Genomic DNA, 22,731 nt, shown 5'->3' on the forward strand with positions numbered 1-22,731 from the left:
CACCGCATCACTGCGAGCGGCTGAAACGGTCCATCAGCGACATCGGCATGTCGCTGCGGGTCCCATCGGTGGTATCGGTGCCAAAGGTGGCATCGGCCGCCACCGCGGCACGTGCAAGCCGGGCCTGCGCCAGCGGTGCCGGAATCGATGCCGCGGCCTGCGCGGCGGCGCGTGCCGCCGCTGCATCGGCCGCCGCCCGGCGCGCTTGTCCCTCGGCGCGGATGTCGGCGGCCAGTTTGTCGATGGCGTCGCGCGTCGCCTGGGGCATGTCGGCGCGCGTCATCACCTCTTCGGCCCGCGAGCGCTCGCCCGTCACCACGAGATACACCGCCAGATTGCTCAACACCTTGCGGCTGTCGGGCCGCAGCTCGGCCGCCTGAGCGAGCGGCACCCGGGCCCCTCCCGTATCGCCGCTGCGCAACAGCGCGAAACCGAAATCGCTCAGATAGAACGCCTGCGTGGGCGCGCGCGTCACGGCCTCGCGCAGCGCCCGCGCCGCCGCCACGTAATCCTTGCGCTGCGCCGCCACCAGCCCCATGCCGTGCCACGCCGCCGCCGCTTCGCTCCCGATCAGCAACGGGCGGTAGGCTTGCTCTGCGGCGTCGGGCTGTCCCGTCTCACGCAAGGCATCGGCCCGGAGAATGTCAATGTCCGGCGCCGCGCCGTACTGCATCCGAAACTCGTCGATATGCGCCAGCGACGCAAAATACGCGCCCTGCTCCTGCATCTGGCGAATCATCGACAGATACAACCCGCGCGTGTCGGGCTTGGCCGCTTTGGCCAAGGCTTCGTCGTTCTGCTCTGCCTGCATGAGCGCCGCCGCCGACGGCGCACCGTAGCCACCGATACGCGGCCCGCTGCACCCGGCAAGCGCCGCCGCGCACAGCACGGCCATCAGCGAGCCGGCCATCGCGCGGCGGGCGCGCGGTGGCTGTGGGACGCGGGTCGCGGCAGCGGCCCGAGCGAGGCGTCGTGTCTGAATTCGTCGGGTCACCGCATTGCCTCCATCGATTTCGTCAGCGACAGGATCGCCGGCCCCGCAACCACCAGCATCAGCGCGGGTAATAGGGTCAGCATCATCGCCAGCGTCATCTTCACCGTGAGTTTGCCGATGCGCTCCTTCATCGTCTGCCGGCGCTGTTCGCGCAAGCGATCGCTGAACTGTTGCAGCGGTTCCTGCACCGCCCCGCCATGTTGCTCGACCTGCACGATGAGCCGCACCAGCGCGCGCAAATCGTCGTTGTCGTAGACCTCGCGCAAGCGGCCCAGCGACGCCTCGCGACCGCGCCCGGACGCGTGCTGACGATTGGCGTTGTCGAATTCCCTGGACAGGATCGGCAGCACTTCGCGAAAATCCGACACCAGCACATACAGGCTCTGATCCATCGACAGGCCCACCCCCTGCAGCAACCGCAGCAAGTCGATGAGCAATGGCAGCTCCTCGATCAGTTCGCGACGGCGCTGTGTCGCCTTGCGTTGCACGTAGAACTTCGGCATGAGCAGTCCGGCCCCGGCCGCACCGATCAGGCGCAGCATCGTACCAACCCCCCGCCGCCCGGGAACCACAACCAGATGAGCAACGGCAACACCGCCGCGAGCGCCACCCGCGTGAACAGGAACAGCGACTTGGCCCGCACGCTGTCGTAGCCGCATTGCGCGAGCAGCAGGCGATCCTCGGCTGCAATCAGATGCTGACCCAGGCGCGTTTCCGACCACTGCTTGCCCAGCGCCGCGGCACGGTCGAACAACGCGCGCCAGCCGCGCTGTCGGCCCTCATGGGTCGCCAGCGTGTCCTCGTCAGGCGTCGCATGCCGCCCGCCCGGTGCACTCGCCGCACGCAGTGCCGCCAGCGCCTGTTGCTGGCGGCTGGCCAGCACCTGATCGATCATCCGCTCACTGCGTCCCTGACGCATCGCACGCAACAGCAACGCCGACGCCGCCAGCAACAGCCCTGCCGCGACCATCAACAGGCCCAGCATCATCCACAGGTGCGAGTTGGCGAGGTGCATATCGGTCAGTCCCTCTCGCTCACAGCGACTTGGCGAGCCGGTACAACAGGAAGCCGCCGAAGACTTCCAGTCCCAGGCCGATCGCGAGCAGCCGCTGACCGGACGCCTCCTGGAACATCGGCTCGAAGAATCTCGGATTGAGCAACATCAGCACGGCACTGACGATGATCGGGAGCGCGGCCAGCACCCATGCCGATAGCCGTGTCTCGGACGACAGCGCGTACAGTTCCGCTTGCGCCTGCTCGCGATCGCGCATGAAGCCCGCCATGCGCGACAGGATCTGGTCGGCGCGTCCTCCGAAGCGGGTGGAGAGGTCGACCACCGACGCGAACAGATAAATCTCTTCGACGTGATAGACACGCGCGATCTGCTTGAGCGCAACGTCGAGATCCACACCGGCCTGCACCTGTCGCACGGCACGATCGAGGAGTTCGCGCAGCGGCATGTCGGCATTGCCCGCGGCGGTCTGGAACGCGGCCGGCAGACTATTGCCGACGGTCAGCATCCGCACCATGCCGTCGAGAAAGATCGGCAACTGCCGCACGATGTTGCGATGCCGGCGCGCCGCCTTGAACCAGTAGCGCAGCACCGTGCCGACGGCGTACATCAACAGTACGACGATGGCCGAGAGCGGCCCGTGCCACATCCAGAACAGCATCACCATCAGCAGGCCGGGCGCGACCAGCATCGCGTAGAACGTGGGATCGGTCTGCACGCCCGCGCGCTCGAAGAAGAACTCCCACGGCAGCGACTTGCGGCGCGGCGCGCGCGCGGCGTCGCCCTCGCTCGCCGCGAACCGCGGCGCGCTCTGGGCGAGCTGCCGTTCAAGAAACGCGCTCGTCGCCTGCGCTCTCACGCGCTGGTGCGTGCGGCGCCATAGCTCCAACCCTGCGGCAATCAGCAGCAGGGCAATGCCAATGACCCACAGCACGATGGCATTCATCGACGGCGTCCGAAGAAGCCGCCACCGCCACCCGAATCCGGGGGCGTGTTGCTTTGCGATTGCGCTGCGGCCGCGGCCGCATGGCGCGTCTGCTCCCTGAACCGCTGCAATTTCGGCGAGTGCGGCTGAAGGCCGAGCGAGACCCAACGATCCTTCTCTTCGCCGTCGGGCCCCACGACCGATTCGTGACGGTACAGCTCCTGCGTCGAAATCACCGTATCCGACACCCCGGTCACCTCGGTAATCGACAGAATGCGTCGGCGCCCGCTCGACAGACGGCCGATCTGCACGATGAAATCGAGCGCGCTCGTGATCTGCCGGCGCAGGCTGCTCTCGCTGCCCTGAAACCCGGCGAAGCCCGCCAGCATCTCCAGGCGATAGAGGCATTCGCGCGGCGAGTTCGCGTGGATCGTCGCCATCGAGCCTTCGTGACCGGTGTTCATCGCCTGCATCATTTCCAGCACTTCGGACCCGCGCACTTCGCCCACGATGATGCGGTCTGGACGCATGCGCAAACTGTTGCGAATCAGATCGCGAATCGATACCTCGCCCGCGCCGTCGAAGCCGCCCTGACGCGATTCGAGCCGCACCACATGCGGGTGGTTAAGCGAGAGTTCGGCCGTATCCTCGACCGTCACCACGCGCTCGTTCGCCGGAATGAAACTGGCCAGCGCGTTGAGTAGCGACGTCTTGCCCGAGCTGGTCCCGCCGGAGACAAGAATGTTGCAGCGTGAGCGCACTGCCGCCTCGAGCAGCGCGTAAATCTCTTCGTTGAAGCTACCGAGCGCGAGCAGGTCGGACGGCTTGAGCGGGTCCTTGCGAAACTTGCGAATCGAGACCACCGGCCCGTCGACCGCCAACGGCTCGATCACGACGTTCAGGCGCCCGCCGTCGGGCAGGCGCGCGTCGACCATCGGGTTCGACTCGTCGAGACGGCGGCCGATGGGGGCAAGAATGCGTCGCACGATGCGCAGCAGATGCTGATTGTCCGAAAAGCGCAACGCTTCACGCGCGAGCACGCCCTCGCGCGAGACATACACGTCGTTGTACCCGTTGATCAGAATGTCTTCCACCGCCGGATCCGCGAGCAGATCCTCGATGGGTCCGAAGCCGGCCAACTCTTTCGTAAGCGCATCGGAGATCTGGCGCAACTCCGATTCGTTGATCGGGATGCGGCGCAGACGCACGAAGCCGTCCATCTCCAGATCGACGAACTGCTGAATCGCGCTGCGGCTCCAGCGCCCGAATTCCGCACCGAGTTCCTCGATCCGCGCAAGCAGGTGTTCGTGCGCTGCCGTCTTGATGTCCTGAAACTGCTGTGAATTGGCAAACGCGCGCTTGTCGTCGGCAAATTCGATGGAGTCGGTCATATCAGTGCTTTCCCATGAATCGGCCCAGCCAGCCCGACGAATGACGTTGTGCTGCCGCCCCCGCATGTTGCGCGCTGATCAGTCGTTCGACGAGCGGTTGCAACGCGCGCACGTACGGATCGCCGCGCGCGGTATCGAGAATCAGCTTGCCCTGATTGGTGGCCGAGAGCATGGCCAAGGGACGATCGGGCAGTGTGGCGAGCAGCGGAATCTCGAAGCGCTTGGCGATCTGATCGGCCGCCATACCGTAACGCGGGTCGTAGCGATTGAGCACGAGCTGCAGGTGATGGCGCTCCACGCTCTTCTCTTCGAGATCGCGCAACATCGACGCGAGCGAGACGATCGCGCCCACGCTCTGGTCGACGACCAGCCAGACCTCGTCGGCTGCGCGCACGAGGCTCGCGACGAACGCGGGATTCGAGAAGCCGCCGAGGTCGGCCACGATCAGATCGAAGAACGCCCGCAGACGGTCGGTCAGCGCCAGCGCATCGGCCGCGGCCACACTACGCATGTCGCCGAGATCGAGCGGCAGCGGCAGCACCGCGAGGCCGCTTGGCGTATGCGAGACCGCTGTATGCACGAGCGTTTCGTCGAAGCGACGCAGATTCTGCACCGCTTCGGCGAAGCTGAACTGACTTTGCGTATTGAGATACAACAGGCCGTCACCGGACGGCAAACCGAGATCGAGCAGCGCCACATGACCGAGTAGCGAGGCATCGAACTTATCGTCCTTGTTCGCCGGCACCTTCGCCGCGCGGACCGCCTTGTCGGGATGCGCGCCCACGACCATCTCCTGCCCGAGTTGCGACAGATGCGCGGCGAGCGTGCTGCACCCTACACCGATGCGCGCACCGAGCAGCACCACGAAGCGCCCGTGACGTTGAGGCGCGGCGACACTGGGCGGTGGCGTTTGATCGACCACCCGGCGAATGACGTCGAGCGCCTCCTCGTGCGTCGAGTGCATATCGATGAAATCGTGGACCCCGGCGCGAATGGCCGCCTTCATGCCATCGGCCCGCACCATCGAGCCCACTGCCACCAGAGGCAATTTGGGCGCCACGCGCTTGAGCATGTGCGCGAGTTCGATGGCACCGGCGAAGCCGCCGTCGGCGGCGTCGTCGGCATGGCCGGTCGGTTCTCCGGAAAAATCGAGCAGCACGACCTGCGGATCGAGATCGCCAATGCGCTGCTGCAATTGCGCCGGACGGCCCGCCTCCTGCAACACCACGCCCTCTTCGCGCAACGCCGCCGAGAGCCACTGACCGTGGCCCGCATGCGCGCTGCAAAAGAGGAAGCGATGCAACTCTGTCATGGTGTCCAGTATTCGCGTCGGTGCGTTCATTTATGCACTCCTGACTTCCCTGCCCCGGGCTCTCGCCTGCGCGCCGCTCCGTACCATCTTGGTACCTGTAGCGACGTTATTTCGAAAAACCCGGCAGTTCGCTGTCGCTTGCTACACCCATCAAATAGGCGCCCCACACGGGGCCCGGGCGACGCTCGCGCGTATCGCCCGGTAACGGCATCGCCACCCCTTTCGCCACCGGCTTGACCAGATGGGGCGTGACGACGATCACCAGCTCCTTCTCGGCGCTGTTGTACTTCAGATTGCGGAAAAATGCGCCGATGAGCGGCAAGTCGCCGAGCAGCGGCACCTTGTCGACGGCGGCGGTGGTGGTGCGCGAAATCAGGCCGCCGATGACGAAGCTCTCGCCGTCGCCCAGCTCGACGGTCGTGTCCGCACGACGTGTCGTGATGGCGGGAATCTGCGTCGAGTCGGTCACGATGGCATTCGTATAGTCGATGTCCGACGCCTCGGGCGCCACCTTCAGCGCAATGCGGTTCGGTGCAAGAATCGTCGGCGTGACCGTGAGTCCGACGCCGAACGGCTTGTAGACGATGGTGGTGGTGCCAAGGCCGCCCGACTGCGGCACCGGAATCTCGCCGCCCGCAAGGAAGCTCGCGCTCTGCCCGGACAGGGCCACCAGGGTCGGCGCCGCAAGCACCCGGCCGAGACCGTTCGATTGCAGCAGATCGATCTCCGCCGCCATGCTGAACGCGCCGCGGGTCACCGAGCCGAAGAACGAACCGAAGTTCGGCACGGCGCTCGTCCCGCCCGCGCCGCCGAAGGCGGAGTTAAGCGCTGAACTCACGCCGAAGGTGCCCGAGCCGGTCTTTTTCGACGCGCCGAAGCGCGCCCCCAGCTGGTTGAGAATGTTGCGATTGATCTCGACGATCTTCACGTCGACCTGCACGACCCCGGTGTCCCCGACCGTTGAGCGATCGACGACGACGCCGCCCTTGCCCGCCGCATCGAGCGCGGCCGATTGCAGTGCGCTGTGTTCGATGACGGTATTCGCATGCCCCTTGATGAGCGCCGCGCTGCCACGAGCATCCACGCTGGCCGTGCCGGTATCGCCCAGGGCGCCCTGCAGACTGCCCTTCACATGCACTTCCCAACGCACCGGTTCGCCGCCACGCGGCCACGCGGCGATCTGCGTGGTGCCCGCCTGCTTGCCGACGACCAGCACCGAGCCGCGTCGTCCGCCCGACCCCTTGAGCACGACGACGTCCGCCACCGCCGGATCGGCCACGGCAACACGCTCGAGCGCGCCCGGCACTTGCAGCTCGCGTTGCTCGTGAACGCCCAGCGTCAGCGAGCGCGATCCGGCGCCCGAGCCGGTGTCGGCCGCATCGGCCAGACGCACCGACACCGTGGCAGCGCACGCGAGCAGCGCGGCAAAGCACAACAGCATGGCCGTCACGCGTCGGGTCTGTCGTCTGGCGGTGCGAACCTGGCTTCTCATCATGGCGTGGCTGTATCGGTCACTGTGTGGGTTAATTGGCGTGGCGTTTCAGGTCAAACCTCGAAGCGTCGGCGGCGTCAATAGGCAGCGGTGCTTCGCTGCGCGCCGCGAACGACTTCGATCGTGGCGCCGCCGCTCCCGCGTGCGCCCGCCAAATGGGGGGTCCCCGCCGGCGCGCGCGTCGGTGCACCCGCCAGCCCCGTCGCGGCAATGCCGGCATAGGCCTGATTCTCAGGCGTCTCGAGCGCCGCCTTGTCGTCCGGCTTGAGTCCCGCCTTGCCCGCGAGCACGGGCGGTGGCGCCGGGAACAGCGACGGGTCGGGTTTGGCGTCGTCGCCCGGGTTGCGAAGCGCCAGCGTGATCTTGCCCTGCTGCGTGCCGAGCACCACCCGGTTGACGTCGGCCACCGGCACGGCCACGACCGCCGCCGTCGCCGGCATGGGCGCCTGCGCATTGATGGCCGGTTGCGCAGGCGCCGGGGCGGTCGCCGTGGCGGCTTGCACGCTGGACGCCACGCTCGGCGTGGCCGGCGGCGGTGACACATCGTCGAGCGATGCGTTGCCATAGCTCAGCACCCGCACGCGGGAGGCCAGCAGACGCGCTTGCGTATCATCCACCAAGCCCACGGCCGGTCCTGCCGGTCGATTGGTTTTCATCGTGAAGAAGACGTCGACGTAATCCCCCGGACGGATGCGGTTGCTCACGCCGACGGTCTCGGAGACCGGAATGGCCAAGGCCCGCTCGCCCGGCGCGAGCTGCAGGGCGAGGCCGCGTGCGAGCGCGTTTTGCGTCACGGGCACGCCGGCCGCGAGGGCGACAAGGGGCACGCGCCCCACGACGTCGGCCGGGTTGGCGAAGCCGCCCGCGGTCTGGCTATCGAACGATACGAGCTTCACGCCGTCCGCTGCGATGGGTTGGCCCGGCGCAAGCGCCTTGGCCGCCACCACGGCCGGATAGCGCTGCGTGAGCGTCTGGGTTACCGGTGAAGGCGTCGCGGCCGGCGCCGGCGCGTTGGACGTGCCGAGACGCAGCGCGAACAGCGCGAGCAACACACCGGCGACAACCAACACAGCAGCGAGAATCTTGGTGGCTTTGTTCATGGCTTGGGGCCTGAGGGCCGTTCAGTCACAATTTGCGGGACGCCGGCGAACCGGCGGCATGACAACCTGGCATAACCGCACATCTCATTAGGGCGCTCGGGGTGAATGTTCGCGGCACCTGCGCACCGCGCTCCTTTGACGCTTGTGTCCCTCATTTAGCTGCCGCCCAACGTCGATGTGTCGAGCGTGATCGCGGCCGTCCCGACAATGTTTTGCGGCACGAGCGCCCCCAGCCCCGGCCAGTTGACGGTCATCGGCTGGGTCAGCGTCAACGTGACGTGAACAATGCATTGCGAACTGGCGCTGGTGCCCGACGCCGGACACGGGTAGGTCGCGTCGGGCGTAAAGCCGGTGCTCACCGCCGACGCCGAAGGCCAGGTCAATGTGGTGTTGATCGCCTGCGTGGCGTATCCCTGGCGCTGCGCCATGGTGCCGGCGCGCAGCATGGCGCGGCCAGCCTCGGAGGCGGCCTGCGTGAGCATCTGCCGGGCAAGAATGGTGATGGAGAACGCGACGGCAACATAGAACGCGGGCAGCAGGATCATCAGGATGAGCATGAATTCCAGCGCGGCGACGCCACGCGAGCGCGTGCATCGCAACCCTGACCCTGCCCGTGCCCCAAACCGCTTCATGACGATGCTCCCCGTCGCTCACGGCACTGTGTGGCCGTGTTTGGCGACGCATTGGTCATACTAATTTGCGCGGCGTCGCCCGCGCCTCTCGTTATTTCGGTGCCGCTTGCCGCCGCACTCGTCATCGCCTGTCGTCGCCTGTCGTCGCCTGTCGTCGCCTGTGGCATGTGCCGTGGAAACGCGCACGACCTGCCGCTGCCTGACTCAATGCAACCGTTGTTACGACCGCACTTACCGGACTTACCGCACTACAAGCGCCGCCGCTGCCAGATAGGCCCCATAGGGCAATCCGATGCGTCCGGCTCGCCACTGCAGAACGCGTTGCCACGCGGCGGAAGCGCTCAGGCCATCGCACCATCGCGATAGCCACTTCAACCGCAAGGTCAACAACACCAGCGCATGCCCCCAGCCGCCACGCTGGCCAGGCACCAAACCGGCAGCAGCGCGGAATACCCTGCCACCAGCCCAATCAGCGCGAAAAGCTTGACATCGCCCGCCGCCATCACGTTGCGCCACCAGAAAGGTAGCAGTGCGATCAATCCCAACAGCGCGCCAAGCCCGTGAACCCACATGACCCGAGGCTCGCCATGCCACGCTCGCCATGCAATCCAGATCAGTGCCAGCCCGCCTACGCCCAACAGCCAGACATTCGGGATACGGCGCGCGACCAGATCGGTGATCACGATCGGCAGGCACAACAGCCACAGCAAGGTGAGCACGTTGCGTCTCGCGTCAGTGGTTCACGGCGGACGTTGCGACCGACGTGAGGTTGCTGAACACATTCGTGAGCACGGTCGTCAAATTGGTGAACACCGTCGCGCCGACCAAGAGGGCGACGATGGCGGCCAGAATGCCGTACTCAAGCGCCGTGACCCCTGTCTGCCGGGACAGGCTGCGCTGCCCTCCGGCCTCCCTTGTTCGCTTTGCCCGCATGATTCGCGTCCTCGCGAATAGTGCCGTCACCACCCTGAAGGATGCCATGAAATTACGGTGTCCTTCCCAATATTGCCAACCCCAATCTCGACACCCGTGCCACCGCGCTCACGCCGGCGCCAAACAGGGTGCGATGCCGGAACGTCACGAACCGACGTTCGTGACGACCGACGTGATCTTCGAAAATACCGACGTGAATACCCCTGACAGGTTCGTATAAACCGCGCCACCGATCAGCACGGCCACGATCGCGGCGAGAATGCCGTACTCCAGTGCAGTGACCCCGCGTTCGTCGCGAGCAAACAGTCGAATGCGATTGCCGAGTTTCATATCACGCTCCCACTAAAAAGGCGCCAAGCGCCCGTTCGGACACAACGGGACATCAACGGCCTCTCGGTCGCCGACGCACGTGCGCCATATCGCTTATCAATGCTTGAGTTCGGCCTCGGATTCGTTGCGCCATCAGGCTTGCGAACCTCTTTTGCGTTGTACGCCAATATTTCTACGCTTGTCGATACCGCTTTTGTCGCGGCGTACGCTTTTTTCGATGCTAATTTAAACCTGCAAACAAAAACTAGAGCCTTGCTTCCAATCACCCTGGAGAATGTAAGAAAGCGTTACATCGATGGATCAAACAATACTCCAAATCCAGGTAATACAACGCCCGCGAGGGAAAACCATGATTGGTGTCACGCCACACGTTCACGCGCAATACCTGTAGCACGCCGTTAAATAACGATTCATCTGATTCAACGGATTCACCCCGTGTTGTCGCTGTTGATTACCGTTGCACTTCGTTCAACGCCCCTGCCTCCCGACATCCCCCGACTCACGCCTCGCCCAGAAACGAGATTCGGCTCGCCCGCGTTGCGACACGCCAGCATCCAGCCTTTGCGCGCCCTGCACGCTCAAGCATTGCATGGCTTGGCAATTTAGTTCGTATTTCTACACGACGCCGACATCGGTCTCGCCGGGGACGTTACGTAACGTCCCCCGTAACACCCCCGTAACGGGAACGGCATTTCGACGAAAACCGCTCATTTTTCGATGGCGTTAACCCTGCCCCATCCCCCTTCCGAAGACGGTCGATCTCTCGATCCGAAAGATTCTTGTTTTCCGAAACGCAAGTAAATACAGGCTTTTCAGCCCGCCCCGGAAAAATTAGAAGTTTTGTTCAAACCCAGCCTTGGCGATTGGCACAGCTCTTGCGCATATCCCTGCATCGCAACGCTGAAGATCACCGGGGGACACCATGATCATTGGCAATACCAATCAAACGATGCCGCGCCCCGCCGTCCTGTCTGGCGGTCAGCAACGCATCGCGGCAACGCAGCGCAGCGCTGCTGCCGAGAACGATCGTAGAGGCGCAAGCCCAGGGAGGGGCGGTGCAGAAGGCGGTGGCGTACGCGCCACCGCCACACCGACCGATTCGCCCATCGCCGCTCGCGCCGACCACACGCATTCGGCCCAAGCGATGACGGGCCCCGATAGCGCGGTCGTCAACGCGCTCCTGTTCGCACTCATCGCACAACGCATGAACAGCCGATTGGCAGCGCAAGACGCGCTCGCCTGACCACCGATACAGACCAGAGGACAACATCATGAAAAGCATTCAACGCCATCTTCTCGCTTCCGCCTGCCTGCTTGCGATCGTCACGATGACCGGCTGCGCGAGTTCCGGCTCCGGCGGCACCAGCGGCTCGCTCGGCGATAGCGGCACCAGCGCCGGCAGCGGCAGCGGCGGCGGCACGGGCGCCGGCACGGTGACCGACGGTTCGGGCCTCGGCGGCAATGGCAGCGGCGGCGGAAGTGGGAACGGAAGCGGCGGCAATGGAGACGGCGGTGGGAACGGCGGCACGGGCAGCAGCGCCGCGACCAACCCGATCGGCACCGTGGCCGCCACCGCGAGCACGGGTGTCGTGACGCAAGTCGGCAAGACCGTCAGCGATCTGGGCACCACGCTGGCCGGCACGCAACTGCCGCTGGTCAGCGCGCAAACGCAAAGTGGTCTCGCCGGCGCCGCCGTCTCGACCGGCAACGCTGTGCAGACGCTCGGCAATGGCCTCACGAACGGTCTCGGCAAGCTGGGTTCGGTGAGCGATCCGCTCAATCCGACGCTCGCCAGCGTGGGCGGCGCTGTCACCGACCTCGGCACGGCCGGCACGCAACTGGGTAGCGCCGTCGCCGGCCTCGGGCAAACCGGCCCGCTTGCCAATACGCCGGTCAATGGCGTGACTACGCTGCTTGGCGGTGTCGTAACGTCGGTAGGCATGGCAGGCCAAAGCCTCGGCAGCGGTTTGACGCAGACGATCACGAGCGGCCCGGTGCAGCAACTGACCACGTCGCTCTCGTCCGCTATCACGCCGATCACGAACGTCGTGACCAATACCACGCAGACGGTCGGTAACACGACAGGCCTCGGCACACCGGTTTCCGGACTGCTGGCGCAAATCGGCGGCGGCCTGGCCGGTGTCGGCACGCAGATCGCCGGTCAGCTCAACAATCCGGTGGCCACCGACGTCGGCGGCATCGTTGCGGGCGTGGGTAACACAGTGGCCAGCCTGGGCGGCACGGTCCACGGTACCCCGACGAGCACCAACCCGCTCGCCCCGCTCACCTCGGTCCTTGGCGGGCTGACGGGTGGCCTCGGTGGTGGCGCAGGCGCCGGCCCGCTGGCCCCGGTCACGAGCCTCGTGTCCGGCCTGACCGGCACGCTCGGCGGTGCCACGGGCGGCGCCTCGGGCAGCAACCCGCTGGCCCCGGTCACCAGCCTCGTCTCTGGCCTGACTGGCACGCTCGGCGGTGCCACGGGTGGCGCCTCGGGCAGCAACCCGCTGGCCCCGGTCACCAGCCTCGTCTCCGGCCTGACCGGCGCGCTCGGCGGTGCCACGGGCGGCGCCTCGGGCAGCAACCCGCTGGCCCCGGTCACCAGCCTCGTCTCCGGCCTGACCGGCGGGCTCGGCGGTGCCACGGGCGGCGCCTCGGGCAGCAACCCGCTGGCCCCGGTCACCAGCCTCGTCTCTGGCCTGACCGGCGCGCTCGGCGGTGCCACGGGCGGTGCTTCGGGCAGCAACCCGCTGGCCCCGGTCACGAGCCTCGTCTCTGGCCTGACCGGCACGCTCGGCAGCGCCACCGGCGGCGCTTCGACGGGGACGGGTGGCACGGCAGCAGGCGGTGCCCTGGCCCCGGTGACGGCGCTGCTCAGTTCCGTAACAGGCACGGTCGGCGGAGCCACGGGCTCGGGTAGCAGCAGCAGCGGCCCGCTCGCGCCGGTGACCAGTCTGCTCGGCGGCTTGCTCGGCGCCAAGAAGTAATCAGGCATCCATCCAGAACGATCTAGGGAGATAGACATCATGACCAACGTACTTCAACGCACCCTCCTGGCTTCGGCCGCCATCGGCCTCATCGCCCTGACCGGCTGCTCCAGCGGCGGCGGCGGGAGCGGCGCTTCGGGCGGCACCTCGGGCACCCCGAATGCCGTCGGCACGACCGCCACCGGCGCCGGCGGCGTCGTGAGTTCCGCCGGCAACGTCGTCAGCGCCTTGGGCGACCAGGTGGCCAGCACCCAGCTGCCGCTCGTGTCCACGCAGGCGTCGCAGGGCTTCGGCGGTGCGCTCAAGCAGACCGGCAACGCCGTCACCGATCTCGGCAACGGCGTGAGCAGCGGTCTCGGCCAAGTCGGCGCCTCGTCGGATCCGGTCGGCACCACGCTTGCGAGCACCGGCAATGTCGTGACCGACCTCGGTCAGGCAGGCGTATCGCTGGGCAGCGGCGTGGCCGGTGTCGGCAAGAGCGGTCCCCTGGCAGGCACTCCCGTCGATACGCTGACCGGGGCACTTGGCAACGTGGTCGCGACCGTCGGCCAAGGTGGCATCGCGGGCGGTGCGATCCTGAAACAGGCCTTCACGGGCGGCCCGGTGGTTCAGGCCACCACGGCGCTCTCGTCGGCCATCACGCCGATCACCAATGTCGTGTCCGACACCACCCGCACCGTGGGAATGACCACGGGCCTGGGTAGTCCAGTACAGGGTTTGCTGCAGACGGTCGGCGGCGGCGTCGCCTCGGTCGGCACGACCATGCAGGGAACGTCGTCGAACCCGGTCGTCACCGCACTCGGCAACACGGTGATTGCCACCGGCAACACCGTGGGCGGCGTCGGCACGTTCCTGAACGGCAGCACCTCCACCGGCTCGGCGAATCCGTTCGGGTCGCTGTTGGGCAACCTGGGCACGACGACCGCAGGCGGTTCGTCGAACCCGCTCGGTTCGGTCACGGGATTGCTCGGCGGCCTCGGCGGTTCGGGCAGCAGCCCGCTCGCGCCGGTCACCGGCCTGCTCGGCGGGGTGAGTGGCGCCACGTCGGGTGGCAGCAGCAGCCCGCTGGCCCCGGTCACGAGCCTGCTCTCCGGTGTGACGAGCACGGCCGGCGGTAGCTCGGGCGGCGCAACGGGCGGTCTGACGGGACTGCTCGCACCGGTCACCAGCCTGCTCGGCAGTGTGGCCAGTGTCGGCAAGTAATCGCCCGTCCAATGGTGCGTCGCGCGAATCGCGCGCGCACCACGTGATTCATCGATAAGGAGATGCCATGGCCCGCTTCATTCCCGACACCAGCGTTCTGATGCGCGGTCATGGCGATTGCGCCCCGCAACTTTCCGAGCCCGTCGCCATGCGCGACACCGGCAACGGGTTCGCCGCCGGCCACCGCCACAACACATACGGCGTCGATTCGGGCGCTGCCTCCGGGGCGACGTCGACGGCCTCCCCGCTCAACACATCGCACGGCACCATGAGCGACCGACACACGAACCGTAACGATCTCGTCGCCGGCATCGTCCGCTCGCTCGGACGCCGGCTCGCCGTGTACACGGCGCTGTATCACGCAGCGCTAGCCGAGCAGCTCGGCCTGAATGTCACCGACCTGAACGCGCTCGATCTCATCCTTGAAATCGAATCGATTACCGCGGGCCAGCTTGCCGAACTCATGGGCGTGAGCTCGGGCGGCATCACCACGGTCATCGACCGGCTCGAGCGCGCGGGCTTCGTCGAGCGGGAGAAGAATCCGCACGACCGGCGCATGGTGATGATCCACCCCATCGAAGCGCGTTGCGCTCAGATCGAACAGTTCCTGTCCTCAGTCTCGCGCGAACTCACGGCGGTCAGCGCGGCATACGACCAGAGCGAACTCGCCGCGATTCACGATTTCCTGGTGCAGAGCATCCGCACCCTGAAGAGCGAAACCTTCCGTCTTCGCTTCGAGGCCGATCAGGACATCGCCGGTCTGGTCTCCAACGGTCGAAGCGCGTCGACCAAGGTCTGAGCGCGCCTCGACGACCACGACCCCAACGAGGAGAAACGTCATGTCGAAGCTTTTGCGTCCCACGATGCTTGCCGTGCTGGTGGCGAGCATCGTCAGTGTTACCGGTTGCTCCAGTTCAGGCGGCGGCAGCGGCGCCACAGCGAACACGCCGACCAACCCGTCGGACCCGACGAATCCCGTCACGCCGACCAACCCCACGAATCCGACCACGAGCAGCGCCGGTGTCGTCAGTTCGGTCGGCTCGGTGGTGAGCGCGCTCGGCAATCAGGTCGCCGGCACGACGGTGCCGGTTGTATCCACGCAAGCCACGCAGGGTTTCGGCGGCGCGCTCACGCAAACGGGTAACGCCGTCACGGACCTGGGCAAAGGCGTGGGCAGCGGACTGGGCCAGCTCGGCACGTCCGGCACGGACCCGGTCGGCACCACGCTCGCGAGCACGGGCAGTGTCGTGTCCGATCTCGGCAATGCCGGCGTATCGCTCGGCAGCGGCATTGCCGGCATCGGCAAGAGCGGCCCGCTGGCGAACACACCGATCGACACGCTCACGGGCGTGCTGGGCACCACCGTCGCGACCGTCGGCCAGGGGGGCGTGCAAGGCGGTTCGGCACTCACTCAGGCATTGACGAGCGCCCCTGTCGTTCAAGCGACGACGGCCCTCTCGTCGGCCATCACGCCGATCACCAATACGCTCACGACGACAACGCAGACGCTCGGCAACACCACCGGCCTGGGCACTCCGGCGGCCGGTCTGCTCGGCACACTGGGCGGCGCATTGAATTCGACCGGCGCGCAGGTCAAGGCGGCCGCACCGAACGCCGTTGTCGCAAGCCTTGGCAATCCGCTCATGGCGCTGGGCAACACCGTCGCGAGTGCGGGCGGCCTGCTCTCGGGGACCACCAGCACGACGCAACCGAATGCGCTCGGCAACGTGCTCGCCAACGTGGGGAACACCACGGTGACGCCGACCACGGCGAGCGGCAACAATCCGCTGGGCGCGCTCACCGGTTTGCTCGGCGGGCTGTCGAGTGCGACGGGCGCATCCGGCAGCAATCCATTGGGGGCCGTAACGGGCCTGTTGGGCGGTGTGACGAGTCCCTCGGGCGCCAGCGGCGGTGCGGGCACCGCGCTGGCCCCCGTGACGACGCTGCTGAACACCGTCACTGCGCCACTTGCGACGCTGGCCAGTGTCGGTTCGGGTAGCACCAGCGGCACGGGCGGCGCAAGCGGCCTGCTCGCGCCGGTGACGGGACTGCTGGGCGGCGTGGCCAAGTAAATAGCGGGACGCAAGCCCGACGGAAGCGGAACGGTGACGAGACAGGGGATGGGAGAGTAGCGCCACGTACCGAAGCGTCGCAAGATCGCGAGAGGGGGAACGTCGGCGGGGTGCAGGCCCAATGACGACGGCAAACCCGGCCAGTGAAGCGACACTGGCCGGGCTTTGCCGTGTCTGGCGTCGAGCGGTCGCTCATTCCGACAGACGGCTGTCAACGTGATCGCGGCTGTCGAGGTCGGCGCGATCTCATGACACGTTGCGGCCACCGTGCTGTGACGTTGTTGCGTGTTGCGTTAACGTCGCGCTCGCACGCCAAGAAAAAAGACCCGGACGAGTACTCGTCCGGGTCTTTTTGCCTTGGGCGTCCTGCCGAATCTGCCTATCGCGCAGTGGCGGTGCAGAAGGATCGTAGCAACACCGCCGACGCGACGCCAAAGCCGATTACTGGTCTCGGATCCAGGTCTGCGTGCGACCAAGCAGCGAAATCCCGAGGTAGCCACGCACGTCGAGTTTCTTGCCGCCGTCGATCACGGTGATCTTGCAGCTGTACTCCATGCCGTTTTCCGGATCGAGGATCTTGCCGCCGTCATACACTTCGCCATCCTTGCGGATGCCGCGAATGATCTGCATGCCCAGCATCTTCTGTCCCTTGCGCGCGTCAGTGCAGGCCGTGCAGACACGCTCCGGATCGTCGTTTTCGCCAAGGCCCTTGGTGACGACGCCCACGTATTCACCGTCTTTTTCCGAGATCGTGACAAGCGCCTTCGGCTTGCCGGTATTGTCGTCGATGGTCTTCCACACGCCGACCGGCGACATGTCGTTGGCCGCGATTGCCGCCTTGGCAACGCCACCCAACAATGCCACTGCAACGAGCGCGTGCGCACCCAGACGTCGCCACGACGTCGCGTTCGAAATTTGCTTCATGATTGTCATCCTCCCGGATACGGAATTGATTGTCGTAGGACTCACGATAGCCGTTATCACCGCACCGCTACTCGCGCGAGTCGCTTTGCAGATTACGCCAAAGGCGTAACGCCGTGCTGAGGAAGTCCTCTAGCCGAAATCGCCGCGCGCTCCGGGCGCCCTCCCGCCGTCGACGATTACAACGGCGGCAAGGCAATCGCGGTCAGACGCCACTGCACGAGATTGCGTCGCGTCAGCGTGAACGTCACGATGCGCGTCGGACGGTCGCTGCGCGACACATGGACAAGGAAATGATTGAAGTCCTGAAACTCGGTCCGCGTGGTGGTGCGCGGCGGTGTGCTGCCCGACGACGGCGACGCGTCACCTGAGCGCGCCTCGGGCGGGTTGGCGGCGTAGGGGTCGGCTGCGGCCGGCGGAGCCGCCGGCGGGGCACTGCCCTGCGCCTGCGGCGCCGCATCGCGCGGCGCGGGTGCTCCAGGCGCCGGCGGCAATCCGGTACTGTCCCCCCGCAGCATGGCCGCCACCGCTTCCGGCGTGAGCAACGCCTCGACAACGCGATCCGACACCCACCCACCCAGCGCGAGGGCAAGGGCCCCGAAGGCGTTGCCGCGCTGCTTGTCCATCTGACGCGAGAGTTCGTCGTGAAGACTCGTTTTCAGGCTTTCGCGCACGGCCGGATAGTCGACGTACGACGACAGCGCCGTCGCATCGCGCGCATCGGCCGCGTCGCGCGCCCGCCACAAGGTGTAGTACGGCGTGCCGAAGAGCAGACCCAGCACGACAACCAGTGCCCCGAAGGACATCGCGATCGTTGACAGCTTACGCATGGAAAAACTCCGTCGATCAAACTGCGCATGGTAGGCGACGTATCGCAACGCTCGCCTGTCGGCTTACATTGCTTTACAAATCTTTACAGCAAGCGACGCCGCGCCCTTTTACTCTGGAAACGTGGCCGCAAACATGTGGCACGTTCCGGCGCTCGCCCACCCGGCGGGGGCACGGTGCGCGCAAGGTACGCGGCAGTTCAACCGACAAGGAGGTGGCACCATGCGGCTCGCCCGACTTGTCCGGATGACGTGTTGCGTCATGCTGGCCGTCACCGCCCTGAGCGCAACGGCACAGCCGTGGTCGAACAGCCGGTTTTTCGAAAGTTGGTTCGCACAGGGCGCCGAGCGTCCCGACGGACGCGGCAACCCGCGCGGCGGCGCACGGCCTGGACCGTCACGGCCGCCTCCTCAGGCCGTACGGCCGCAGGGCGACTTGCGCGGCGACATCTACAACCATCTGCGCGAACAGCGGCAAGCGCCCCCGCCACCGCCCGCCGCCGCCCCGCGCGGGCGCGATCATGGCGATCGCGGCGCGCGTTCACGCTGAGCCCAAACCCGCGAGCGGTCTACACGCGGCGCGCAACGCTCAGGTGAGCGACGTATCCACCACGCGACGCGGGGCTTCAAGATATTCCAGTGACTGCATCTCCACCAGACGCGATACCGTCCGAGCAAACTCGTTAGCGAGCGTGCCCTCCACGTACAACTCCTCGGGCGCCACTTCCGCCGATATCAGCAGCTTGACCTTGTGGTCGTAGAAGACGTCGACGAGCCATGTGAAGCGGCGCGCCTCCGAGGCCATGCGCGGCGTCATCTTCGGCACGTCCGACAGCACGACGGTGTGGAAGCGATTGGCCAGTTCGAGATAGTCGTTCTGCGAACGTGGGCCCCCGCACAACATATGGAAGTCGAACCACACCACGCCGCCCGCGCGACGCAGGGCCTTCAGCTCGCGCTGCTCGATGTGCAGCAGCGGGCTCTCGTCGGGAACCCCGGCGATCTCGGCAAACGCCGCACGCAGCGCGCGATTCGCCTCGTTGCCAAGCGGATAGTGATAGACCTGCACCTGCGCCAGCGTGCGGCGCCGATAGTCGATGCCGGCGTCGACATTGAGCACGTCGAGCTTCTCTTCGAGCAGCCGGATCGCGGGCAGCACGCGGTCACGATGCAAACCGTCCGGGTACAGCGTGTCGGGACGATAGTTCGACGTCATCACGAACTGCACGCCGTTCTTGAACAGCTCGGCAAGCAGGCGGTGAAGGATCATCGCGTCGGCCACATCGGAGACGTGGAATTCGTCGAAGCAGATCAGGCGATACCGTTTGGCGATGCGTTTGGCCAATTCGTCGAGCGGATCGGGCTGCCCCTTGAGCGCCTGCAACTGATGATGCACCTCACGCATGAACTCGTGGAAATGCAGACGCGTCTTGCGCTGCAGCGGCACCACCGAGTAGAAGCTGTCCATCAGGAAGCTCTTGCCACGGCCCACCCCACCCCACAGGTACACGCCCTTGGGCAGATCGGGATGCACGAGCCACTTCTTGAGGGTGCTCGAACGCCTGGCCTTGTATGCCGCCCATTCGTCGTAGCACTGTTGCAGACGCTCGACGGCGCGCTCCTGCGCCTCATCGGGCTCGTAGCCGCGCGCGGCCAGTTCCTGTTGATAGTATTCGCGAACGTTCATGCGGTGCGGCGACCGGCCGGGGGCAGAGGAAATCGGGGAAAAAACAAAGGCGAGTTGCCTCGCCTTTGGTCGTACCTGTCAGCGTAAAGCGACTTACTTGTTCAGCGCGCGCTTCTCGACATCGAGGGCGGCTTCACGCATCACTTCCGACAGCGACGGGTGCGGATGGCAGATACGGCCGATGTCTTCCGACGCCGCCTTGAATTCCATCGCCACCACGGCTTCGGCGATCAGGTCCGAAGCGTTCAGGCCGATCACGTGCACGCCGAGGATCTCGTCGGTCTTGGCATCGGCCAGCACCTTCACGAAACCGTCCGACGAGCCCATGCCCAGCGCACGGCCGTTGGCCGCGAACGGGAACTGACCCGGCTTGAACTCACGGCCTTCGGCCTTCAATTGCTGCTCGGTCTTGCCGACCCAGGCAATTTCCGGGGAGGTGTAGATCACCCACGGAATGCAGTTGTAATCGATGTGCGGCTTCTGGCCCGCGATGACTTCCGCCACCAGCACGCCTTCGTCTTCGGCCTTGTGCGCGAGCATCGGGCCACGCACCACGTCGCCGATCGCGTACACGTTCGGCAGCTTGGTACGGCAGTGGTCGTCCACCGGAATGAAGCCGCGCTCGTCGGTCGCCAGACCGATGTTGCCCAGGCCCAGGTCATCGGTGTTCGGCACGCGGCCGACCGACACGATCAGACGATCGACGTCGAGCGTCTTGGCGTTGCCGTCCTTGTCCGTGTAGCTGATCGTGACGTTGTTCTTGCCGGTCTTGACCTCGCCGACCTTCACGCCGACGTTGATGTCCAGCCCCTGCTTCTTGAACTGCTTGGCCGCTTCCTTCGCAACGCCGGCATCGGCCGCCGCCAGGAATTCCGGCATGGCTTCGAGCACGGTGACTTCGGCACCCAGACGGCGCCATACCGAACCCAGTTCCAGACCGATCACGCCGGCGCCGATCACGCCCAGCTTCTTCGGCACGGTGTCGAACGAGAGCGCACCTTCGTTATCCGAGATGAGCTTGTTGTCGACCGGCATGCCCGGCAGATGACGCGCCTTCGAACCGGTAGCGATGATGATGTTCTTGGCCGTGACGGACTCGGCCTCGGCACCCTTCACATCGATCTGATAGCCGCCGTCGTTCTTGGCAATGATCGTGCCGTGACCCTTGAGCCACGTGATCTTGTTCTTCTTGAACAGATATTCGATACCGCCCGTCATCTTGTCGACGATACCCTGCTTGCGCGAGAGCATCTTCTCGATGTCGATCTTGACGTCCGACGTGGTGATACCGTGATCGGCCAGGTGATGACCGATCTTCTCGAACTCTTCCGACGAGGCGAGCAGCGCCTTCGACGGAATGCATCCGACGTTCAGGCAGGTCCCGCCGAGCACCATCTTGCCGGCCGGGTTGGTCCATTTCTCGACGCAAGCGACCGAGAAACCGAGTTGGGCGGCGCGGATGGCGGCAATATAACCACCGGGGCCGGCGCCGATTACGACTACATCAAATTCTTTTGCCATTTTGATTGTGACTCACTGAAGGTAGACGGCAGGGGGAGGCGCGGCGCGCCGACCATGCGAAGATGGCCGGGCAGCGCCGCGCAATGCGCGCTATCGCTTACAGGTCGAGCAGCAGGCGCGCCGGATCTTCCAGCGCTTCCTTCATGGCGACGAGGCTCAGCACGGCTTCGCGACCGTCGATGATACGGTGGTCGTAGCTCATGGCCAGGTAGTTCATCGGGCGGATGACGATCTCGCCGTTCTCCACGACCGCGCGGTCCTTCGTGGCGTGCACGCCCAGAATGGCCGACTGCGGCGGGTTGATGATCGGGGTCGACAGCATCGAGCCGAACACGCCGCCGTTCGAGATCGAGAACGTACCGCCGGTCATTTCTTCGATCGACAGCTTGCCGTCGGCCGCCTTCTTGCCGTATTCGGCGATCTTCTTCTCGATGTCGGCCAGGCTGAGCTGGTCGGCATTGCGCAGAATCGGCACCACCAGGCCACGCGGCGAACCGACCGCGATACCGATGTCGAAGTAGCCGTGGTAGACGATGTCGTTACCGTCGATCGAGGCGTTCACGGCCGGGTACTTCTTGAGCGCGTGGACCGCGGCCTTGACGAAGAACGACATGAAGCCCAACTTCACGCCGTGCTCCTTCTCGAACTTGTCCTTGTACTTGTTGCGCAGATCCATCACCGGCTTCATGTTGACCTCGTTGAACGTGGTCAGAATGGCGTTGGTCTGTTGCGATTGCAGCAGGCGCTCGGCGATACGGGCGCGCAGGCGCGACATCGGCACGCGCTGTTCCGGACGGCCTTCGAGCGACGTGTCGCGGCCCACCGAAGCGGCTACCGACGGCAGCGCGGCGCGTTGGGCCGGTGCCGGGATCGACGGTGCGGCGGCAGCCGGCTTGGCGCCAGCGGCCAGGGCGTCGCCCTTGGTCACGCGTCCGTCGCGGCCCGAGCCGGCCACGTCCGTGGTCGACAGGTTCTTCTCAGCCAGCACCTTGGCAGCGGCCGGGCTGGCGATGCCACCCGATGCGCCACCGGCGGCGGGCGCCGCGGCCGAAGCAACAGCGGCCGGCGCGGCAGCTTCTGCCGGCTTGGCAGCGACCGGTGCGGCGGCGCCTGCCTTGGCGTCCGTGTCGATCTTCGCGATGATTTGCTCGGACGTCACGGTGTCGCCGGCGGCGGCGCTCACTTCGACGAGCACGCCGGCGGCGGGCGCCGGCACTTCCAGCACGACCTTGTCGGTTTCGACTTCGATCACGGTTTCATCTTGGGCGATGGCTTCGCCGACTTTCTTCTTCCAGTCGAGCAGCGTGCCTTCGGAAACCGACTCGGAGAATTGGGGGACTTTGATTTCAACAATGGCCATTTCTGGATCCTGGATTCGATAAACGTTCAATTCGG

23 protein-coding genes are annotated in these 22,731 nt (G+C 65.9%); 6 read left to right on the forward strand and 17 right to left on the reverse strand.

The window, feature by feature from the left end:
• Window positions 1–7 precede the first annotated feature (7 nt).
• The 12 genes from DRB87_RS13130 to DRB87_RS13180 form a co-directional block, all read right to left on the reverse strand.
• On the reverse strand, window positions 8–994 hold the full coding sequence (locus DRB87_RS13130) for a Flp pilus assembly protein TadD (protein ID WP_130026216.1): 987 nt from the start codon (window positions 992–994) through the stop codon (window positions 8–10).
• On the reverse strand, window positions 991–1,536 hold the full coding sequence (locus DRB87_RS23640; RefSeq protein ID WP_240755983.1) for a type II secretion system F family protein: 546 nt from the start codon (window positions 1,534–1,536) through the stop codon (window positions 991–993). Before DRB87_RS23640 ends, DRB87_RS13130 begins: the two co-directional genes overlap by 4 nt.
• Window positions 1,524–2,009, reverse strand: coding sequence for a hypothetical protein (locus DRB87_RS23645; protein ID WP_240755984.1), 486 nt, complete (start codon window positions 2,007–2,009; stop codon window positions 1,524–1,526). The genes DRB87_RS23640 and DRB87_RS23645 overlap by 13 nt, the downstream gene beginning before the upstream one ends.
• Before the next feature lie 19 nt (window positions 2,010–2,028).
• Window positions 2,029–2,952 carry a type II secretion system F family protein gene (locus DRB87_RS13140; RefSeq protein WP_130026217.1) on the reverse strand — a complete coding sequence of 308 codons (924 nt, stop codon included), beginning with the start codon at window positions 2,950–2,952 and terminating at the stop codon, window positions 2,029–2,031.
• Window positions 2,949–4,322, reverse strand: a complete 1,374-nt coding sequence (locus DRB87_RS13145; protein WP_130026218.1) for a CpaF family protein — start codon at window positions 4,320–4,322, stop codon at window positions 2,949–2,951. The genes DRB87_RS13140 and DRB87_RS13145 overlap by 4 nt, the downstream gene beginning before the upstream one ends.
• 1 nt (window position 4,323) lies before the next feature.
• The gene (locus DRB87_RS13150) at window positions 4,324–5,664 is read right to left on the reverse strand and encodes a MinD/ParA family protein (RefSeq protein ID WP_130026219.1); all 1,341 of its coding nucleotides are present in this window, start codon (window positions 5,662–5,664) and stop codon (window positions 4,324–4,326) included.
• 76 nt (window positions 5,665–5,740) lie between these two features.
• Complete coding sequence (locus DRB87_RS13155; protein ID WP_130027862.1) at window positions 5,741–7,075, reverse strand: type II and III secretion system protein family protein; 1,335 nt, start codon at window positions 7,073–7,075, stop codon at window positions 5,741–5,743.
• A 128-nt stretch (window positions 7,076–7,203) separates the two neighbouring features.
• A complete protein-coding gene (cpaB, locus tag DRB87_RS13160) occupies window positions 7,204–8,226 on the reverse strand; it encodes a Flp pilus assembly protein CpaB (RefSeq protein WP_130026220.1) in 1,023 nt (340 codons plus the stop codon).
• Window positions 8,227–8,381: 155 nt separating this feature from the next.
• Window positions 8,382–8,858 (reverse strand): TadE/TadG family type IV pilus assembly protein, encoded by a 477-nt coding sequence (locus DRB87_RS13165; RefSeq protein ID WP_130026221.1) that lies wholly within the window; start codon window positions 8,856–8,858, stop codon window positions 8,382–8,384.
• Between the two features lie 383 nt (window positions 8,859–9,241).
• The gene (locus DRB87_RS13170) at window positions 9,242–9,577 is read right to left on the reverse strand and encodes a prepilin peptidase (protein ID WP_206100019.1); all 336 of its coding nucleotides are present in this window, start codon (window positions 9,575–9,577) and stop codon (window positions 9,242–9,244) included.
• A 13-nt stretch (window positions 9,578–9,590) separates the two neighbouring features.
• On the reverse strand, window positions 9,591–9,791 hold the full coding sequence (locus DRB87_RS13175) for a Flp family type IVb pilin (protein WP_130026222.1): 201 nt from the start codon (window positions 9,789–9,791) through the stop codon (window positions 9,591–9,593).
• Between the two features lie 144 nt (window positions 9,792–9,935).
• Window positions 9,936–10,121, reverse strand: a complete 186-nt coding sequence (locus DRB87_RS13180) for a Flp family type IVb pilin (protein WP_017235000.1) — start codon at window positions 10,119–10,121, stop codon at window positions 9,936–9,938.
• A 922-nt stretch (window positions 10,122–11,043) separates the two neighbouring features.
• Here DRB87_RS13180 and DRB87_RS13185 point away from each other — a divergent pair.
• From DRB87_RS13185 to DRB87_RS13205, 5 genes are all read left to right on the forward strand, one after another.
• A complete protein-coding gene (locus DRB87_RS13185; protein WP_130026223.1) occupies window positions 11,044–11,364 on the forward strand; it encodes a hypothetical protein in 321 nt (106 codons plus the stop codon).
• A 28-nt stretch (window positions 11,365–11,392) separates the two neighbouring features.
• Window positions 11,393–13,105, forward strand: a complete 1,713-nt coding sequence (locus DRB87_RS13190; RefSeq protein ID WP_130026224.1) for a collagen-like triple helix repeat-containing protein — start codon at window positions 11,393–11,395, stop codon at window positions 13,103–13,105.
• Window positions 13,106–13,144: 39 nt separating this feature from the next.
• Window positions 13,145–14,308 (forward strand): collagen-like triple helix repeat-containing protein, encoded by a 1,164-nt coding sequence (locus DRB87_RS13195; RefSeq protein ID WP_130026225.1) that lies wholly within the window; start codon window positions 13,145–13,147, stop codon window positions 14,306–14,308.
• 67 nt (window positions 14,309–14,375) lie between these two features.
• Window positions 14,376–15,107: a MarR family winged helix-turn-helix transcriptional regulator gene (locus DRB87_RS13200; RefSeq protein ID WP_130026226.1), complete on the forward strand. Its 732-nt coding sequence runs from the start codon at window positions 14,376–14,378 to the stop codon at window positions 15,105–15,107.
• 40 nt (window positions 15,108–15,147) lie between these two features.
• Entirely contained in the window at window positions 15,148–16,380 is a 1,233-nt protein-coding gene (locus tag DRB87_RS13205; protein WP_130026227.1) for a collagen-like triple helix repeat-containing protein, read from the forward strand.
• A gap of 441 nt (window positions 16,381–16,821) precedes the next feature.
• On the opposite strand, the gene DRB87_RS13210 is transcribed toward DRB87_RS13205, so the two are convergent.
• Both DRB87_RS13210 and DRB87_RS13215 read right to left on the reverse strand, forming a co-directional pair.
• Complete coding sequence (locus DRB87_RS13210; RefSeq protein WP_130026228.1) at window positions 16,822–17,304, reverse strand: DUF2147 domain-containing protein; 483 nt, start codon at window positions 17,302–17,304, stop codon at window positions 16,822–16,824.
• Window positions 17,305–17,480: 176 nt separating this feature from the next.
• A complete protein-coding gene (locus DRB87_RS13215) occupies window positions 17,481–18,131 on the reverse strand; it encodes a DUF2939 domain-containing protein (protein WP_130026229.1) in 651 nt (216 codons plus the stop codon).
• Between the two features lie 259 nt (window positions 18,132–18,390).
• Here DRB87_RS13215 and DRB87_RS13220 point away from each other — a divergent pair, with 259 nt between their 5' ends.
• The gene (locus DRB87_RS13220; protein ID WP_130026230.1) at window positions 18,391–18,678 is read left to right on the forward strand and encodes a hypothetical protein; all 288 of its coding nucleotides are present in this window, start codon (window positions 18,391–18,393) and stop codon (window positions 18,676–18,678) included.
• 39 nt (window positions 18,679–18,717) lie between these two features.
• Here DRB87_RS13220 and zapE read toward each other — a convergent pair whose 3' ends face one another.
• The 3 genes from zapE to odhB form a co-directional block, all read right to left on the reverse strand.
• Window positions 18,718–19,815, reverse strand: coding sequence for a cell division protein ZapE (gene zapE, locus DRB87_RS13225; protein WP_130026231.1), 1,098 nt, complete (start codon window positions 19,813–19,815; stop codon window positions 18,718–18,720).
• 93 nt (window positions 19,816–19,908) lie between these two features.
• On the reverse strand, window positions 19,909–21,336 hold the full coding sequence (lpdA, locus tag DRB87_RS13230; protein WP_017231547.1) for a dihydrolipoyl dehydrogenase: 1,428 nt from the start codon (window positions 21,334–21,336) through the stop codon (window positions 19,909–19,911).
• Between the two features lie 97 nt (window positions 21,337–21,433).
• Window positions 21,434–22,696, reverse strand: coding sequence for a 2-oxoglutarate dehydrogenase complex dihydrolipoyllysine-residue succinyltransferase (gene odhB, locus DRB87_RS13235; protein ID WP_130026232.1), 1,263 nt, complete (start codon window positions 22,694–22,696; stop codon window positions 21,434–21,436).
• Window positions 22,697–22,731: the final 35 nt, after the last annotated feature.

Origin of the sequence: Pandoraea sp. XY-2, assembly GCF_004193915.1 — a bacterium.
Taxonomy (GTDB): domain Bacteria; phylum Pseudomonadota; class Gammaproteobacteria; order Burkholderiales; family Burkholderiaceae; genus Pandoraea; species Pandoraea cepalis.

What these genes read in the sequence shown, in the direction of transcription:
- DRB87_RS23640 (WP_240755983.1), bottom strand. Translation starts at nt 1,536, where the DNA reads ATGCTGCGCCTGATCGGTGCGGCCGGGGCCGGACTGCTCATGCCGAAG.
- DRB87_RS23645 (WP_240755984.1), bottom strand. Translation starts at nt 2,009, where the DNA reads ATGCACCTCGCCAACTCGCACCTGTGGATGATGCTGGGCCTGTTGATG.
- DRB87_RS13140 (WP_130026217.1), bottom strand. Translation starts at nt 2,952, where the DNA reads ATGAATGCCATCGTGCTGTGGGTCATTGGCATTGCCCTGCTGCTGATT.
- DRB87_RS13145 (WP_130026218.1), bottom strand. Translation starts at nt 4,322, where the DNA reads ATGACCGACTCCATCGAATTTGCCGACGACAAGCGCGCGTTTGCCAAT.
- DRB87_RS13150 (WP_130026219.1), bottom strand. Translation starts at nt 5,664, where the DNA reads ATGAACGCACCGACGCGAATACTGGACACCATGACAGAGTTGCATCGC.
- DRB87_RS13155 (WP_130027862.1), bottom strand. Translation starts at nt 7,075, where the DNA reads ATGCTGTTGTGCTTTGCCGCGCTGCTCGCGTGCGCTGCCACGGTGTCG.
- cpaB (WP_130026220.1), bottom strand. Translation starts at nt 8,226, where the DNA reads ATGAACAAAGCCACCAAGATTCTCGCTGCTGTGTTGGTTGTCGCCGGT.
- DRB87_RS13165 (WP_130026221.1), bottom strand. Translation starts at nt 8,858, where the DNA reads ATGAAGCGGTTTGGGGCACGGGCAGGGTCAGGGTTGCGATGCACGCGC.
- DRB87_RS13175 (WP_130026222.1), bottom strand. Translation starts at nt 9,791, where the DNA reads ATGCGGGCAAAGCGAACAAGGGAGGCCGGAGGGCAGCGCAGCCTGTCC.
- DRB87_RS13180 (WP_017235000.1), bottom strand. Translation starts at nt 10,121, where the DNA reads ATGAAACTCGGCAATCGCATTCGACTGTTTGCTCGCGACGAACGCGGG.
- DRB87_RS13185 (WP_130026223.1), top strand. Translation starts at nt 11,044, where the DNA reads ATGATCATTGGCAATACCAATCAAACGATGCCGCGCCCCGCCGTCCTG.
- DRB87_RS13190 (WP_130026224.1), top strand. Translation starts at nt 11,393, where the DNA reads ATGAAAAGCATTCAACGCCATCTTCTCGCTTCCGCCTGCCTGCTTGCG.
- DRB87_RS13195 (WP_130026225.1), top strand. Translation starts at nt 13,145, where the DNA reads ATGACCAACGTACTTCAACGCACCCTCCTGGCTTCGGCCGCCATCGGC.
- DRB87_RS13200 (WP_130026226.1), top strand. Translation starts at nt 14,376, where the DNA reads ATGGCCCGCTTCATTCCCGACACCAGCGTTCTGATGCGCGGTCATGGC.
- DRB87_RS13205 (WP_130026227.1), top strand. Translation starts at nt 15,148, where the DNA reads ATGTCGAAGCTTTTGCGTCCCACGATGCTTGCCGTGCTGGTGGCGAGC.
- DRB87_RS13210 (WP_130026228.1), bottom strand. Translation starts at nt 17,304, where the DNA reads ATGAAGCAAATTTCGAACGCGACGTCGTGGCGACGTCTGGGTGCGCAC.
- DRB87_RS13215 (WP_130026229.1), bottom strand. Translation starts at nt 18,131, where the DNA reads ATGCGTAAGCTGTCAACGATCGCGATGTCCTTCGGGGCACTGGTTGTC.
- DRB87_RS13220 (WP_130026230.1), top strand. Translation starts at nt 18,391, where the DNA reads ATGCTGGCCGTCACCGCCCTGAGCGCAACGGCACAGCCGTGGTCGAAC.
- zapE (WP_130026231.1), bottom strand. Translation starts at nt 19,815, where the DNA reads ATGAACGTTCGCGAATACTATCAACAGGAACTGGCCGCGCGCGGCTAC.
- lpdA (WP_017231547.1), bottom strand. Translation starts at nt 21,336, where the DNA reads ATGGCAAAAGAATTTGATGTAGTCGTAATCGGCGCCGGCCCCGGTGGT.
- odhB (WP_130026232.1), bottom strand. Translation starts at nt 22,696, where the DNA reads ATGGCCATTGTTGAAATCAAAGTCCCCCAATTCTCCGAGTCGGTTTCC.